Genomic DNA, 16,184 nt, shown 5'->3' on the forward strand with positions numbered 1-16,184 from the left:
TCCCGATCGGAGCGGTTCGCACAATGACGAAACGACAGCGCGAATTTGACACGCGCAATCCCTTCATCCCGGCCCGCTCGCCGGTCTGCAATGCGGCCCAGACAGCGCTTTTGTTCTGCGTAGCGCTGGCGGGCCTCGTTGCCGCACTGATCAGCCTAGCCATCCAGATCGCCGGAGCGGCGCAATGAGCGGGCTGAACCCTTACTCCGAGGCGCAACGCGTCGAGATGATGCTGGTCTGCTGCTATAAGGCGGTCCACGGCCATTTCTCGCACCTGCCGCTCCGCGACATCATCGAGCCGCCGCACAGCCTGTTCGACGCGGCGCTCGCCCGCCAGATGGCGATCCACATCCTAAATGTTGAGTTCGGTGTGCCGCGGCGGCGGATCGTCGCCATGCAGGCACGTCAGCGCACGTCGATTTCCTTCGCCATCATCAAGATCGACGAGCGGTTGGAATGCGCGGTTTTCGAGCGCGTCTACCTGCGCGATAGTGTCCAGGTCGTTCGCGCCGATACCGAGGAGCGGCTGAAGGCGGCCCGGGAACTCGTCGCCGCGCAGGCCAAGGTGACCGCCTCCTACGGTCCGGCCCTCCTGACTGCCCACGCCCCTACTCTGAAGGATATGGACCCGACAATCGTCGGCAACCTTCGTCAGGCGTTTGCGGACCTCAATCTGTCGATCCAGCGCGGCGAACCGGACATCCTTCGCTTCCGTGAAGCACTTTCCCGCATTGCGGGCGACGCATCCGTTCCGGAATCCATCCGAAAGATGGCGCAGGAGTTTCGCCAGTTCGACGAGGAGACGCTGGAGCTCGCGAAAAGCATTCCGTCGATGGTCAACGCCCTCGACCTGATGGAAGGAAGCGCCAATCGGCAGACGGAAGCCATCAATAGGCTGTCTGCCGCCCTTCGTGGCCTCAGCGAGGTTGGTGTGGCGCCACTGACGGAACTGCAGCAGGCGGAACGACTGTGGCGGGAAGCGCGGCGCAATGCGACCAACCGGGAAGAGGTGGACGACGCCGACCGTGCCTATCGAGAAGCGCGAAAGCGGATCGATGACACGAACCCGACGATCACCAACTCTGATGGTCACCTCGTGGCCGTGCCTATCCCGGGGCAAAAGCCAAACCTGTTCGAGCTTGAGAAGGAGACCGACAAGGCTGCGGACGCCTATCGCGATCTGATCAAGAGCGCCAACGATCGCGTTGCCCAGATGCGGCTCGAGGCCCAGATCTCGGGCCAGACCAGCATTGCCGCCGAGACACTGCGCTTCGAACTCGATCTCCTGCAAAAGGCCCAGGACAAGGGCCGCGAGGTCACCGCGCAGCAGCGCGAGCAGATCAAGGGCCTCGCGGACGACTACCGCGCCGCTGCCGAAGCCGCGGCGAAAGTGAAGCTTCAGCAGGACCTGATGTTCGAGCGGGATCAACTCTTCCGCTCATCTGTCGACCAGGCGATCGCAACAAGGCTTCGGGGGGCGGGCCTGCCGATCGACCTGCAGTCGCGAGAAGCACAGGTGATCCGCGAGAACATGCGCATCGCGGAGACAAGGGAGGCAATCGGCAGCTTCTTCGTCGACTTCCGGTCGGCGCTGGTCGAAAACGGCGGCAATGTCGGCAAGGCCCTTGGTGACGCGCTCGCGACTGCGCTGATGAACCAGGTCAACCGGCTGACCGACCGAATTTTCGAGAACCTCACCAACGCACTCACCAATGCAATCTTTGGCAATGGCAGTTCGGGGGGACTCGTCGGATTGGCACCCTCGTTCACGCCAAATACGACACTTGGGGAGTTTCTCGCGCGGGGCGCCGCGGCGAACGACAATAGCCCCACTGGCGACATGGGCCTGTTCCGCAAAGCCATATCTGCCATCGAAAGCGGCGGCAACTATTCCGCGCTTGGCCCGGTCACGCGCACAGGCGATAGGGCTTATGGCCGCTACCAGGTCATGGGCAACAATATCGGCCCATGGTCGGAAGCAGCGCTTGGCCGGCGACTGAGCGCGTCCGAGTTTCTGGCCAATTCGTCGGCGCAGGACGCCGTGTTTGACCATCGCTTCGGTTCCTATGTGAGCCGCTATGGGCCGACTGGCGCCGCAAAGGCGTGGTTTGGCGGTCCAGGTGCCGTCAATGGCAACGGCTCCGCAATGGATGTGCTTGGCACGTCCGTTTCGAAGTATGCCGACAAGTTCAATAGCGCCGTGGATCGCATGACGACCTCTGCGACGTCGGCAACGGGCTCGTTTGGGGACCTCGGCTCTGGGGTCAATACCGCCACGCAAGGGCTTGGCCAGCTCGGCAACGGGCTTGGCCAGTTCGGCAGCAATCTCGCCAACCTGTTCCCACCGGCTCCAGGCGGTGGCGTCACCGGCGGCGGTCTGGGGACCTGGCTCGGGAATCTCTGGGGCAACCTGACGAATGGCCCCGGAACACAGTGGGCAGCGGCCGTCTCCGGGAATCTGCTTCCCGGGCTCTTCGCCAACGGCGGCACCTTCATGAACGGCATCAGCGGCTATTCCAATACGATCGTCGATCGCCCGACGCTGTTCGCCTTTGCAAAGGGCACCGGCCTGATGGGCGAAGCTGGTCCAGAAGCCATCATGCCGCTGTCGCGCGACGCCCGCGGCCGGCTTGGTGTTGCCGTGAACGACAACTGGGGCAGCGGCCAGAAGGTCGAGATCAACATCATCAACAACGCCGGCGCGCGCGTGACACAACGGGAGCGCCAAACCGCCAACGGCAAGGCGATCGACGTCATGATCGACGAGGCGGTGGCGCAGAAGATCAACACGCCCGGCTCCGCCTCGCGCGGTGCAATGCAGGGCCAGTTTGGGCTCAAGGGAGGCCTCGCACGTCGATGAGCGCGCCCATTTGGCCAGCCTCTTTGCCACAGGCTTTCCTCCGCAACGGTTTTGCAGAGGAAGAGGCGGACAACCTGATCATTTCGGAAATGTCGATCGGCCCGGTAAAGATGCGCCGCAGGACGTCCGCGAACGTGCGGTCCATCAGCGGCGCCATGCACATGTCAGGGGCGCAGGTGGCCGAGTTCCGGACATTCGTGCGGACGACGATTGCGGATCGCTCGCTGGCCTTCACTTTCCCGGACCCGTTTGGCGGGACTGCGCTGCTGGTGCGGATGACCAGCCCCTACCGCCTGTCGCCAAGGGGCATCGGATGGCGCGTCGACATTGACCTGGAGGTGCTGCCGTGAGCCGCAGCGTCTCCCCAGCATTTCTCAATGCGATCCATGCCCAGGAGAGCGATGAGGTCGTCATCTGCCTGTTGACGGTGAGCCATCCCGAGCTTGCACAGCCGATCTTTCTATCGTCGGATCCCACAATGCGGCTTTCGGATTCGCCGCTGATCTACGCGACGCGCAGCCGGGGCGAGAACTATCTGTTCCTGCCGTTCGAGTTCACGCTCCCTGACGACAAGAGCGACAGCCCGCCGCGAGTTCAGCTGACCATCGACAACACAGATCGGCAGCTCGTGATGCTGCTGCGGTCGTTCGCGACACCGGCCAGCATCAAGCTCGAGATCGTGCTGGTCTCCAGTCCGGACACGGTGGAGATGGAATTGCCGGCGCTGCAGCTCGCCAATGTGACGATCGGCGAGCAGCAGGTGACAGCCGACCTGGTTGCAGACGCTCTTATCAACGAACCGTATCCGGCCGGCCAGTTCACGCCTGGCACATTCTCGGGGTTGTTCTGATGGATCGCTTCGTCGGCATCCCCTACGTCGAGCATGGCCGCGACTACGCTGGTGCGGACTGCTGGGGACTTATCTATCTCTACTATCGCGACGTCCTCGGCCGTCCGGTGCCGTCCTACCTGGCCGAGATGCAGGAACGCGAGTTCCGCCCGCGCGGCATCGGCCCGCTCGTCGATGCGGAGCGCGAGGCGCACTGGATCGAGGCAACCGAACCGCAACAGGGCGACGTCGTGCTGATGCGCAACGGTCGCCACCACAATCATGTCGGCATCCGCCTCATTGGTGGACGCCTGCTGCATTCTGATGGGCCGGGCCCGTCCCGCATCGAGCGGCTCGACGCTTTGCACCTCCGTAACCGCATCGTTGGTTTTTACAGGCTGGCATGATGCTGATCGAACGCATCCAACACGGTGACATCCTCAGCCCTGCGGACAGCGTCGATGTGTTCGTGCGCCCGTCGCCGCTGCGGCAGGAGCGTCACCAATTGCGGCTCCCAGCCGGGCTGTCGCTTGCCGAGATCATCGAAGCGTCCCACGCGGTGTTTCCGTTCTCGAACCGGCGCCGGCTGTATGTGTCGATCGGCGGCCATGCCGTGCCGGCCGACCTGTGGGCGCGGGTGCGCGTCAAGCCAGGAGCGACGGTCAACATCGTCGCGGTGCCCGGCAAGGACGCCTTTCGCGCCATCCTCGGGCTTGTGGTCGCCATCGGGGCTCTGTTCTTCGCTCCGCTGATTGCAGGTGCCATCGGTCTGGCCGGTTCATCCCTGGCAGTCAGTCTGATCGGCGCCGGCATCAGCCTGGCCGGCTCGATGGTCATCAATGCCCTGTTCCCGGTCGGACCGCAGGAGAACAAGGTCGAAAAGACCAAGACGCTCTATTCGATCGGTGGCGGGCAGAACTCCGCTGCCCAGTATGGCGCAATCCCGGTGGTCTTCGCCCGCCACCGCATTTCGCCGCCCTATGCCTCCGGTGCCTACACCGAGCTGCGCGGCAACAACCAGTATCTGCGCCAGCTGTTCTGCCTCGGCTATGGCCCGATGGATGTATCCGACATCCGCATCGGCGAGACGCCGATCTCGCGGTTTGACGACGTCGACATTGAGGTCATCGAGAACCACCTTACCGAATCGCCGACGCTCTACACCAAGCCGGTGTTTGAGGAGGCGGTGCAGATCCTGCTCGACAAGAAGAGCGGCTGGGTGACGCGCACCACGGCTGCCGACGTCTCCTACATCTCGGTCGACGTCAGCTATCCCTCCGGCGTCATCAAGACCAAGAAGAAGGACGGCAAGGACGAGAAATACGAGGTCGTTATCGAGGCGGAATACCGCCTGAAAGGCTCCTCCGGCGCCTGGTCGCCCTTGGGCACGGACCGCGTGTTCGCCAAGACCAGGCAGGCGATGCGCCGCACCATCGGCAAGGATGTGCCCAGCGGTCAGTATGACATCCGGCTGCGCAAGGCGACGTCTGATTACACCGGCTCGAGTCACTACGTCACCGAGACCTGCTACTGGACCGCGCTGCGCGGCCGCCGCAATGCGGCGGTGGTCAAGTTTGACCAACCGCTGACCCTGATCGCGCTGCGGATCCGGGCGACCGGCGAGCTGTCGGGGACCGTCGACCGGCTTAACTGCATCGTCGAGCCCCTCATCCGCGCATGGGACGGCTCGAACTGGGTCGACGGGCAGAAGTCGCGCAATCCAGCCGATCACTTCCGCCATGTCCTGCAGGGGAGCGCCAATGCGCGGCCCGTGTCTGATAGCCTGATCGACCTGCAGAGCCTGCAGGACTGGCACGCCTACTGTGCCGCCAACGGCTTCACGTTCGAGTATGTCGCCACAGAGCAGCGCTCGGTCTACGAGATGCTGACGACGATCGCAGCTGCCGGCCGCGGTGCGGTCTCGCTGCGCGACGGCCGCTGGGGCGTGGTCTGGGACGTCGAGGATTCGCCGATCGTCCAGCACTTCACGCCGCGCAACTCCTGGGGCTTCAAGTCGGATCGCAGCTACGCCGACCTTCCGCACGGCTTCCGCGTGGCGTTCGTCAACCGCGACAATGGCTACCTGAACGACGAGCGGGTGGTCTACGACGACGGCTTCACCGCCGCCAACGCGACTAAGTTCGAGGGCATCGACTTCCCGGGTATCACCGACAAGGATCTGGTCTGGAAACACGGCCGCTATCATATCGCCCAACTCCGGCTGCAGCGCGAGACCTACACACTTTCGACCGACTTCGAGCACCTGGTCTGCACGCGCGGCGACCGGGTGCGTGTCAATCATGACGTCGTTCTCTGGGGCGCGGGCGCCGGCCGCGTCAAAGCGGTGTCTTCCGCGCCAGACACGGTGACGATCGACGACACCTTTGCGATGGAGGCCGGCAAGACCTACTCGATGCGCTTCCGGCTTGCCGATGGCTCGACGCTGGTGCGTAAGATCACCGGGGCGGACGGCGAGTTCGACACCTTCACCTGGGAAGGTTCGGGCGGCCTGCCGGCAATCGGCGACCTCGTCATGTTCGGCGAGGACGGCCTCGAAAGCGTCGTCCTGAGGGTCAAGAGCATCATGCCGCAGGCCGACCTCACGGCACAGCTCGAGCTGGTCGACGACGCCCCTGCCATCATGGCGGCCGACAAGGGCGCAATCCCGCCGTTCCAGACCGGCATCCCCGCGCCGATCGACTATCGTGCCCACGCGCCGACTTCCCTTTCGATCGGTGATGAACGGGTTTGGACGACGACACCGCCGACGTCGGCCTTCACGCTGTCCTGGCTGCCGCCGGACGTCGGCCGGGTGGCAAGCTATCTGGTCGAAACGGCAGAGAAAGGAAGCGAGGACTGGTTGCCCGTCCAGGCGGTCACGCAATCGAGAATCGATCTGACCGGACTCGAAGTGGGCTCCTATGACGTCCGCATCCGCGCCGTGTTCGACAACGGGGAGATGTCCGGCTGGCTGCGAGGCACGTTCAAGGCGGCGATCTTCGCGGCCGTTCCGTCTGACGTGTCGGGCTTTGCCATCGCTGTCGCCGGCGACCTCGCCACCTTGCAGTGGGACGCGCCGGATGATGCCGAGGCGATCTCGCACCTTCAGCTCCGGTATTCGCCGGTCCCGTCCGCGTTCGTCACCTGGCAGACGGCATCGATCCTGCGTCCTGCGGTCACCGGCACGCAGGTGCAGGTTCCGGCGATGCAAGGCACCTATTTGATCAAGGCGGTGACCTGGGCGGGCCTCCAGTCGGAGAATGCCGCGATCGTCATCAGCACGATCGACCCGCTGACCAGCTTCAACGCGGTCGAGCTGGCGGAGCAGGCGGCGCCGTTCCACGGCTTGAAGGACGGCACCTATTTCGACGGGACCGCTCTGCGGCTCGACGGCGCGACGGACGTCTTTTCCCTGTCCGACTTCTTTGTGCCGGGCGACTTCTTCCTGTCGACGGACGGATACCGCCCGCTGGGCTACTATGACTTCAGCGAGGTCATCGATCTCGAAGCCATATACACGTCGCGGGTGTCGGCGCAGATCTCCGCCCATGGAGAGTGGTCGAGCGGCGATGTGTTCGACGTGTCGGACTTCTTCGAGCGCGAAGACTTCTTCGGGGCGATCGGCGGCCTCTGGGACGTGGCGGTCGAGGTCTCGACGTCCGACGACGATCCAGGCGGTGCGCCGCATTGGTCGGACTGGGTACCGCTGGTGACCGGTGACGTAGCGGCGCGCGCCTATCGCTTCCGGGCCCGGCTCGAAAGCTCCCAGTCAGACGTGACGCCGGTCGTCGCAGGACTGACCGTGACCGTGGACATGCCCGACCGCGTCATTGCCGGCGATGACATTGTCGTTCCGAGCGAAGGCCTGTCGATCCCCTTCTCGCCCGCCTTTAAGCGGCTGCAGGGCGTCTCGTTCGCCGCGCAGGGGCTGGCGACCGGCGATACCTACGAGATCACCGGCAAGACCGAAGCGGGCTTCACGATCGCCTTCAAGAATGCCGCGGGGACGCCTGTCTCCCGCTCCCTCGATTATGTCGCGAAAGGATATGGGGTTCTGCAATGAGCCAAGCAACGAACTTTGGCGTTCCGCTGTCTGGTCCGGCTACGCCGGCCATGATGGCGGCGCGGATACAAGAGAATCTGGATGCGTTCTTAACTGCGCATTCGGGCCCGTCCCGGCCCGACTACGCCGTGGCTGGGACGATCTGGCTGGACACGGCAACCGCCGGCCGGCACCGGTACTATTCCTTTGATGGCACGACCGACCATCTGCTGCTGTCGATCGATATCGCGACCGGCGTCATCACCTATGGGCCTGGTCTTGTCGCCTACGGTTCGGCACAGGAACTCACCGAGCCGGAGAAGGCGCTGGCGCGAGCCAATATCGGCCTTGCCGATGGATGGGCCACGCAGCCCATCGGGGTCCCCATCCCGCTGCTCGATAATTTGGCCGGGGTTGCGGCTCCGCCAAAGGACAAGGCCTACAGGTACGTCCGGCTGTCAGCCGGGCTGACGGGCGCCGGTGGCTATAACGAGGGCCTGCTTACAGCGGAGACCGTGTCCGGGACTGCTCCGCTGGTAGAGGCCACCGCCGTCATCAACCTGGCAGGGAGTCCGATCAACGGCCGGACGATCGACCTCGTCAACACCTCGCGCCGGTTCCTCAGAGCAGGCAGCGCCGGGCAGGTCGAAAACGACCAGATGCAGGTGATCACCGGCACGTTGCAGCGCATCGCGTCAGGTTATGAAGGCGGTCCGGCTAACAATGCTGGTGCACTCGACGCCACAAACATTGCAAACAGTAACACGCTGGCCACCGGCACGAACCGTATCAACTTCACCCTTAACTTTAACTCGGCCAACTCGCCGAACGCGCGAACCGGCGCGGAAACTCGTTCCAAGAACCTGGGCGTCACCTACTACATGAGGATCCTGTGATGACAGCATACGCATTCGAAGGCGGGGTGTCCCGCGATGCCCGCCCCAACGCGATCGAGATCACGGAACAGCAATATCAGGACGGCATCGAGGGGATGCTGGCCGGCAAACTCGTCACCATCAACGGCGGCTTTGCTGTCATCGATCCGCCCAAGCCGGAACCCGAACCGGAGCCGGAGCCGGAGCCTGTCGATCTCGCCGCCTACGCCCGCGACCTGTCGTGGCGGACGCGCGTGGACGGCACCACTATCAACAGCGTGCCAGTGCGGCTCGACGACGGCAGCCTGGCACTCATTAACGGCATGGTGGGGCTGGCCGAACGAGACGCCGAGCGCACCTTCAACTTCGACAGTGCAGCCGGCATCGTGACCCTGACCGCCGCACAGGCCATCACATTCGGTGAGGCGATCGGCGTATGGGTGCAACTCACCTTCGATCGCCGAGCTGCTGTGCTCCTCGCCATCGAGGCGGGGTCTCTCACGACAACGGCCGAGATCGATGCGGCCTTTGCGGACGTGACGGCGCCATGGAGCGCCGCCTGAACTAGGCCGCCCCAAACAGACCGGGCGGCCGAGGCGCGCTAACGCCTCAAGCGACGGGGATCAACCGGCAAGAAGAACCCCGTCCGACAGCAGCCAATCACAACCGTCGCACCCGTACCCTGCAGGGCGGATAAGCGATTACGTCGTGAGTTCTTAGAAATGGTGAATCTACAACCGGTCTCGCCGGTTAATCCTGCGGCCCCCTACATCGGCGGCAAGCGCATCCTGTCAAAGGCCATCATCCGCAGGATCAATGAAACCCCGCACGATGGCTATGCCGAACCTTTTGTCGGCATGGGCGGCGTCTTCCTCCGCCGCACCATGCAGCCGCGCATGGAGGCGATCAACGACATCAGCGGCGACGTGGCGAACCTCTTCCGCATCCTCCAGCGGCACTATCCGCAGTTCATGGAGACGCTGCGCTTCCAGATTACCAGTCGGCGAGAATACGAGCGGCTGGTCAAGACCGACCCCACCACCCTCACCGACCTGGAGCGCGCAGCACGCTTCCTATACCTCCAGCGCCTGGCCTTTGGCGGGAAGGTGTCCGGCCGCACATTTGGCGTGGTCAAGGAGGGCGGTGCTCGGTTCAATCTCTTAAAGCTGGTCCCGCTCCTGGAAGACATACACGAGCGGCTTGCCGGCGTCGTGATCGAGTGCCTGCCCTGGCGAGCCTTCATCGAGCGATACGACCGGCCAGGCATGCTCTTCTATCTCGATCCACCTTACTGGGGGAACGAGGACGACTATGGAAAGGACGTGTTCGACCGCGACGAATTCGAACGGATGGCGGCGACGCTGAAGCAGCTTCGAGGCACCTTCATCGTGTCTTTAAACGCGGTTCCAGGCGTCTTCGAGACCTTCAAAGATTTCCGCATTGAGGAGGTGGATTGCACCTATTCGATCAGCGGCCGGGGTCAGAACAAGGCAGTCAGAGAGGTGCTGATCTCGCCGTGACATCCGTCGGGGCACGCCGCTGAAAGGACCCCAAACAGTAAGGGCGCCTCATCGGCGCCCTTACTCAATCCCCAACCGGCGGTCACACGCCTGTTAGAACAAGTACCCCAGCGCCCGGCAGTTCCGGACCAATGCCGCGGCATAGTCGTTGCCCTTCAAACTAGTGTCTAGGTAGCCGCGATAGCGCTTACAAAAGTCTCGGACCTTTTCGGTCTCCCAGCTCTGAGCCTTGGCAAGGTCGAATAGTTCCTTCCGCGCCCCTTCTACGCGCTCGCTCCTCGCTGTGGATTCCCGGTGCAGCGTGTACTGACCCCACCCGTAGTAAGCGCCGCCAACAATGACCACGGTGCATGCCGTAGCGACCAAGACTTTCAACCAATTGTCCATTCAAGCCCCCCCCCAAATCTGGGCGACCATATGTTGTCTCGGCATGATGCGCAAAGATGAATTGAGCTTGCTATTCTATGCCCAGTGCGCGGGCGATAGCTGAAGGCTTACACTTGTGCATCTCGGCCCTCAGCGCCTCGACAGAGTCGGAGAAGGCGCGCAACGCTACCTCCTCACCGATGTTGTCTTCTCGAAACATCCAGCCTTCATGCGCATGAAGAAGCTCTCGGCCCAAAGTTTCGACCTGGTCTGCGAGGCGGCGGCACGCCGGTGACGGCTCTATACGGGAGAGGGCATTGGCCAAATGCGCGTTGAGGTTCGTCGCAAAGAACGCCTCATCCATTGCAAGCTCTCTGGCATTGCTCAAGAGCCAATCTAGATCACTGTCAAACGCACGTTCCATGCCTCTTCTCCTCTTCAGCTGACCGCCCATGGTGGGCAGAACGTGCCCTGAGTCGCAAAGCCTATTTCGGAGCAGCGTCGACTGGCCACGCTTAAGGAGGGAAAGGGATGGTAGCGCATGAAAGCTGATAAGCTGTCTCGGTCGCCCGAACGCTCTTTAAAGCGCTTTTGACAGCACTTCCGGAATTTCGGTTTTTCCAGTTTCGGCTGTCAAAATTCCGGAAATTCGCGGCGAGCTACAAACAGGAATTAAGAGAGAAATCGTTAGCTCGAGAATGTCGAAAAATGGTAGCGGAGGCCCGCTTTGGCCATTCCCCCCACCCTGAGTTACCACGGTTCTCGTTCCACCGCTTCATATCGCGCACCTCCCCAAACTATCGGATGCGTCGCACGAGGTTTTACTCGTGAGTGTTTTGGCGAAGGAAACGGCAAGCACCCATGACTACGCCAGAGCATTGGCACGGCGCTTGGAAGCCATCGGAATAGATGCCTTCTCATCCCAAAGAGAACGATATCTGGTGCTCCTGCAAGGCAGTCCTGGCGAGATCATTGACCTCGGGAAACCGCTGCGCGGATCGCGTATTTTCGGAAACCAGGCTGCGAGAAAGAACATTCCTATCGTTTCTGACTTTACCGCATTCGCGCAAGAAGATGGTCTCCGAGACTGCATGTTCTGGGGTGTTGGCATCACAGGAGCGAAGGCTGCGCCGGACAACGTTGTCGAGGCCCTGAAGGATTTCAACCGCAAAATCAACCTTGTGTTTAGTGACCTCCGAAAGCAGCATGCGTTTGAGATGCTGCTACTGGCGATCCACCCCCGATTTGACCCTGACAGTGGGCTATTCGACCTACATGCTCATTTCGTTTGCCGCGTACCACGCCATGAGCACGAAAACGTCAGCCGAAAACTGATGGTGAAATTCTCGAAGGTCGACCTGCCCACGCGGCCAATCCGTAACGCTGGCGCGGTATCAACTTACATGCTCTGGGGCATCTGGCGTAACAAGCACATGATCGCATGGCCCGATCATGCTTTGGCGGCTGCCTGGAGCCTGACGCAGCATCGTTTTCGATTCTTCAGGGCGGGCGGCTCTTTCGCCAAATGGAGGACGTCCAAAGCGCCCACGTCGCAAAGCGCCGCCCGCCCCGTCGAAAAGGCAGATAAACTGCGGAATCGGTCCGAAACAGCTGATCCGCGACAGTTGGTAGTGACTGGTGACAGGCTGCTGTCGAAGGTCAAAGTCAGATATGGCGACTCTAAGGTCGCAGCACTTCTTTTTGAAACAAGTGTGAACGATGCTCTGGAAAGCCGCCATGAGAATACCGAACCAAGCGTGGAGTATTCTTCAGCGACTATTGCCGCAACTCAGGAGTCCATGGGAGACGACCCCCATGTCTGCGAGACGAAGGCGGTGGGCAAACCGAATTTCTCCCACGGGCTGAAGTCAAGAATCATTGCACTTTTTCAGAAGATGAAAAAGTTGATATCGGCGGCGGCAAACACGTTGTACTGGGGCTGGAAGAACATGGTCCATCCACCTGAACGGGATGGCCTACCGTAACGTATTGTTAGCCCGTCGTCGGTAGGACCGTCACTCGATGTAGCAACGATCCGGGACAACGAAATGGAAAATGTGAATGCGATAGCATACGTCAACTTTGGTGATCTTGCCGAACAACAACGAGACAAACTCGCAGAAGGGCTGAACGCCTGCTACGCGTTCTGGATCGCGGCCCAGAAACTTCCCAACTACACAATTGAGGAAGCCCGCCCTCACAATCGCTGCATATACGCAGCCCTAGCCGTTCGGGATATCTTAAACAGAAGCGGGCGCTCGAAAGCCGAAGTCTACACTTGTGGACTTGAGGTGAGGCTGGTGGACGGCCAGACAGGGGATACGAAGAAGGGAATCGCCGTAGGCCGACCGTTTGGACCTTCCGGTAGAAAAGATTGGAATGCTCACCTCGTTGTTAAATTCGGAGGCTTCCTGTTTGATCCGACCTTGATCCAGACACGACGGCCCTGGAACAAACTCCCGTACATCGGAGCAATACTCCACGCGGCTCCCGAATGGCATGAATTGCCGATGGAAGGCGGACCGGCGAAGACAAGGGCTGTTGCCATCACGCCATTGCACGACGACTACGTGCAACTTGCCTATTTCGAGATTCCACAAGCTGAGGGCTTTGAAACCCGCTCCTATAAGACTTCTTCAAATTCAGCCGCGAGACAGCGACGCGACGTCGTGGCCAAAGCTGGCGAACTGCTCAAGGCGAACATCACGTACGATACGCGCAGGGCGATAACGCAGCTTATTGATATAGGTGATTGAGCTAATCGAATACACTATCATTTCATGGCCCCTTTGCATCGGCCATATCTTCTTGTGGACGCTCAACGTGCTTGTAGAAACACTGGCGAATTTTTCCCGGGCACCATTGATGGCGACGCTCTTTCAAGAACTGGTGCAGCTGATCAACGCCCATCAGCATCCAAAGCGAGCAGCGTCTTTATCCCAAAGCCACAACGCTAACTTCTTCGCTTCGGGGATGGCGGCGGCCCCTTCAGTGGCGTCTCGTTTTTCGGAGAGTCGCGCACTGGTGGGACGGAGAACCATTCGAGAGGAACCTCCGATTTCAACGGCCCCTTAAGGACCGTGAGACCACCTCCTGGAAATGCATGTACTTTCCAGTGGTCGAATGCGCGATCATCATCTCCACCTCCACAATTGTATATATGTAAGATCACCGCCCCATATGGACCCGCGGTATAGGAATATGGGACAGTATTGGGAACATAAGCCCAATCTCCCATTGTTAGCTCGACCCCTTCAAGCGTGATAGAGCCGCTCATGATCACCCGAGTAATAGCGTCGTCGGGATGCATATGTCGAGGAACGTGGATGTCTGGTTCCGAAAAGGTGATAAATAGAAAAGAAGGTCGCCCTTCTGATATTATGAGTGGGAGTTGAGTTTTTATGATGCCTTCAGGCATATTAGGCCGACGCAACGACCTCTCGACCTCACGCATTTTAGGGTGCCGTGAAGTGACAACTTCTTTTCCGAAGGGGCCTATTCCCGCATTCTCAAGGGCTTCTTTGACAAACAGAACGCCATTATAAACGCCGTTAGTTTTTTTGTGAAAAACATCGTCTGGCTCCCAATCTGGCATGGCAATATCCTTCCACCAAAAATTGTTTTTGATTTTATACCAAATTATTGAAACTTGAAGTATTTAAGCGTTGCTAAAAAGTAGTAGGGCAGCAGCTCGGCCGAGGCCGAAGACTATGCCTTTCGGATTGCAATAGAGTTGCCTTGCACCATCTCGCGCTTTCTGAATCGGGATTTTCCGAGGCTGTCGCCCTTAGGGGGACCTCGTCCTTGACGCTCGCCTCTGGAATATGCCCGATGACGCAGATGTTGATCGGTGATCGATCGTTTTGACCGTTTTATCCAATCAGCTTTCGACCATCGCACCGTAATTGGCCGTCAGGGCCAACATGGCGATAGAGTGTTTGTCTCGAAACACCGAGCTCCTTGCATAGAGCGGCGACGACCGTTTCCGGTTTACCCATTGCGGCTTGAGCCATTCGGACCTTTGCGGGTGTCATAGTTGGCTTCCTGCCACCGACGCGCCCTCTGGCACGAGCAGACTGCAACCCCGCAATCGTCCGCTCTCTGATCAGCTCCCGCTCGAACTCTGCCAAGCTTGCGAAGATACCAAACATCAGCTTCCCTTGGGCAGTTGAGGTGTCGATAGGCGTTTGACCCGACAAAACTCGAAAGCCGACACTTCTTTTGGAGAGATCATCGACCGTCGTCACCAGATGACGGAGGTCGCGGCCCAAGCGATCAAGTTTCCAGACGACCAGCGCGTCCCCGGCCCGCAGCGCCTTCAGGCAGGCATCTAAACCCGACCGGTCGTCCCGGTTTCCGGAAGCGAAGTCTTCATAGATCATCTGGGCTTTGACGCCCGCGTTGAGCAAGGCGTCCTTCTGGAGGTCAAGTACTTGCGACCCATCCGCCTTAGAGACCCGAACATATCCGATCAGTTCACCCATTGAATTCCACCTCAGAAAGCCGTCACAAAAACGGTCGTTTACGTGACTTAGTGTGAGATGGACATTCGTCGGCGGCAATGTGTCACTTTTCCCGTCACGTTATCAAAGTAACCAAAACAGTGATGCCCAGACTGATTTGACAATGGATATCGCAGCTGGCCGGTTGGTGGGCCTTTAGAAATTTGCAACTACGAGCCATCTAAAACGCCGCAACAGGTGCAGTAAGTCGAAGGTCTGTAAGCGCGTGGTGAAATTTCGAACCGAAAGCGGTCATACGGCCATATGGTGGGAAAAGACTGTTGAATACGCCTATTTGGCCAAAAGCGTTTCGGACGGAGTTCAGTTGGTCCCATTCGCTGGCCCCCTTGAGCGAGCGACAGGAGATGCGATCGAAATTGTTGGCAATGAATTTGTGATAATTGAATTTAAAGATTTATTTTCGAAAAAAGCGATAAGACAAGAGAGCATCAAATTCCTGAACGAATACAGACCATACTATAAATACAGAGCAATAATAACGGAATTTATTTCTAATTACGACATCAGCGCACAAGATACTCCTCACTATTTCGCACATAGAGAGGTAATTAATAATGGGAAGATTAATTACGTTTCAGACTCATTCGATATTGAATATAGAGATTACTGGACTTTCGCTGTAGTCGAATATCCTAAGCGGTGGCTCGCGACTGATTTCCTTGTATATCTAAGGTGCTTGAATGCGATGAGGACTGCCTCCTCACAGGGAGAAATTCCATCTGGGGCAGTTTATGGATTCTCCTCAGATGGATGTATTGTTTCAGTCTGTGCACTCGAAGATGTCCTGAAGGTTCTGCGGTCGACCAAAACACTGAAATTTACAGACTCCGAGGAGTTGGTGCAAAAGCATCAGAACGAATCTTCGCATGGACCCTGAGATCGCCGTGGGAACCATGAGGAGAGCGGAGCCACAGGCTGAGCCCCAACTGGTTGTTCGTTCTACGTGGGATTTTGCGGAAGTTCGAATCCATTGAGCCGACACGGCGCAATAACTGCGCTTTGGTGGTGTGCAAGGGACTCTGTATACGGATCCAATTCTGGCTTCAGTGCGGCTCTCGGTTTGACCTCTTCCACGTAAGCGGTGTTTTCAGGCCACGGCTTTGAGTTCGGGCTTTGCGGCGTAGGCCCATGGCAGCAGGTCATCGATCTGGCTATTTGAATGGCCGTTG

The 16,184-nt window shown here is 59.6% G+C and carries 14 protein-coding genes; 12 read left to right on the forward strand and 2 right to left on the reverse strand.

Annotated features, from left to right (window positions below; all coding sequences use genetic code 11):
* The first annotated feature begins 23 nt into the window (after positions 1–23).
* The 9 genes from C7449_RS21830 to C7449_RS17685 all read left to right on the forward strand — a co-directional run bounded on the left by C7449_RS21830 (position 24) and on the right by C7449_RS17685 (position 10,126).
* Complete coding sequence (locus C7449_RS21830) at positions 24–188, forward strand: hypothetical protein (RefSeq protein WP_170115928.1); 165 nt, start codon at positions 24–26, stop codon at positions 186–188.
* Entirely contained in the window at positions 185–2,860 is a 2,676-nt protein-coding gene (locus C7449_RS22475; RefSeq protein ID WP_374828300.1) for a hypothetical protein, read from the forward strand. Before C7449_RS21830 ends, C7449_RS22475 begins: the two co-directional genes overlap by 4 nt.
* A complete protein-coding gene (locus C7449_RS17655) occupies positions 2,857–3,210 on the forward strand; it encodes a hypothetical protein (RefSeq protein ID WP_108004215.1) in 354 nt (117 codons plus the stop codon). Before C7449_RS22475 ends, C7449_RS17655 begins: the two co-directional genes overlap by 4 nt.
* Positions 3,207–3,710, forward strand: a complete 504-nt coding sequence (locus C7449_RS17660) for a DUF1833 family protein (protein WP_108004216.1) — start codon at positions 3,207–3,209, stop codon at positions 3,708–3,710. The genes C7449_RS17655 and C7449_RS17660 overlap by 4 nt, the downstream gene beginning before the upstream one ends.
* Positions 3,710–4,096 (forward strand): C40 family peptidase, encoded by a 387-nt coding sequence (locus C7449_RS17665; RefSeq protein ID WP_108004217.1) that lies wholly within the window; start codon positions 3,710–3,712, stop codon positions 4,094–4,096. The genes C7449_RS17660 and C7449_RS17665 overlap by 1 nt, the downstream gene beginning before the upstream one ends.
* Positions 4,093–7,752 (forward strand): host specificity factor TipJ family phage tail protein, encoded by a 3,660-nt coding sequence (locus tag C7449_RS17670; protein ID WP_245414433.1) that lies wholly within the window; start codon positions 4,093–4,095, stop codon positions 7,750–7,752. Before C7449_RS17665 ends, C7449_RS17670 begins: the two co-directional genes overlap by 4 nt.
* Positions 7,749–8,627, forward strand: a complete 879-nt coding sequence (locus C7449_RS17675) for a hypothetical protein (RefSeq protein ID WP_108004219.1) — start codon at positions 7,749–7,751, stop codon at positions 8,625–8,627. The genes C7449_RS17670 and C7449_RS17675 overlap by 4 nt, the downstream gene beginning before the upstream one ends.
* On the forward strand, positions 8,627–9,169 hold the full coding sequence (locus C7449_RS17680; RefSeq protein WP_108004220.1) for a DUF4376 domain-containing protein: 543 nt from the start codon (positions 8,627–8,629) through the stop codon (positions 9,167–9,169). The genes C7449_RS17675 and C7449_RS17680 overlap by 1 nt, the downstream gene beginning before the upstream one ends.
* 159 nt (positions 9,170–9,328) lie before the next feature.
* Complete coding sequence (locus C7449_RS17685; protein WP_108004221.1) at positions 9,329–10,126, forward strand: DNA adenine methylase; 798 nt, start codon at positions 9,329–9,331, stop codon at positions 10,124–10,126.
* Between the two features lie 457 nt (positions 10,127–10,583).
* On the opposite strand, the gene C7449_RS17695 is transcribed toward C7449_RS17685, so the two are convergent.
* Complete coding sequence (locus C7449_RS17695; protein WP_108004223.1) at positions 10,584–10,916, reverse strand: hypothetical protein; 333 nt, start codon at positions 10,914–10,916, stop codon at positions 10,584–10,586.
* A gap of 403 nt (positions 10,917–11,319) precedes the next feature.
* On the opposite strand from C7449_RS17695, the gene C7449_RS17700 reads away from it, so the two are divergent.
* Positions 11,320–12,477 (forward strand): hypothetical protein, encoded by a 1,158-nt coding sequence (locus tag C7449_RS17700; RefSeq protein WP_146165099.1) that lies wholly within the window; start codon positions 11,320–11,322, stop codon positions 12,475–12,477.
* A gap of 63 nt (positions 12,478–12,540) precedes the next feature.
* The gene (locus C7449_RS17705; protein ID WP_108004225.1) at positions 12,541–13,248 is read left to right on the forward strand and encodes a hypothetical protein; all 708 of its coding nucleotides are present in this window, start codon (positions 12,541–12,543) and stop codon (positions 13,246–13,248) included.
* Positions 13,249–14,364: 1,116 nt separating this feature from the next.
* Here the strand turns inward: C7449_RS17705 and C7449_RS17710 are convergent.
* On the reverse strand, positions 14,365–14,976 hold the full coding sequence (locus C7449_RS17710; RefSeq protein WP_108004226.1) for a recombinase family protein: 612 nt from the start codon (positions 14,974–14,976) through the stop codon (positions 14,365–14,367).
* Positions 14,977–15,223: 247 nt separating this feature from the next.
* Between C7449_RS17710 and C7449_RS21610 the strand changes: the two genes are divergently transcribed.
* A complete protein-coding gene (locus C7449_RS21610) occupies positions 15,224–15,892 on the forward strand; it encodes a hypothetical protein (RefSeq protein WP_146165100.1) in 669 nt (222 codons plus the stop codon).
* Positions 15,893–16,184 lie beyond the last annotated feature (292 nt).

Source organism: Mycoplana dimorpha (assembly GCF_003046475.1).
Taxonomy (GTDB): Bacteria; Pseudomonadota; Alphaproteobacteria; order Rhizobiales; family Rhizobiaceae; genus Mycoplana; species Mycoplana dimorpha.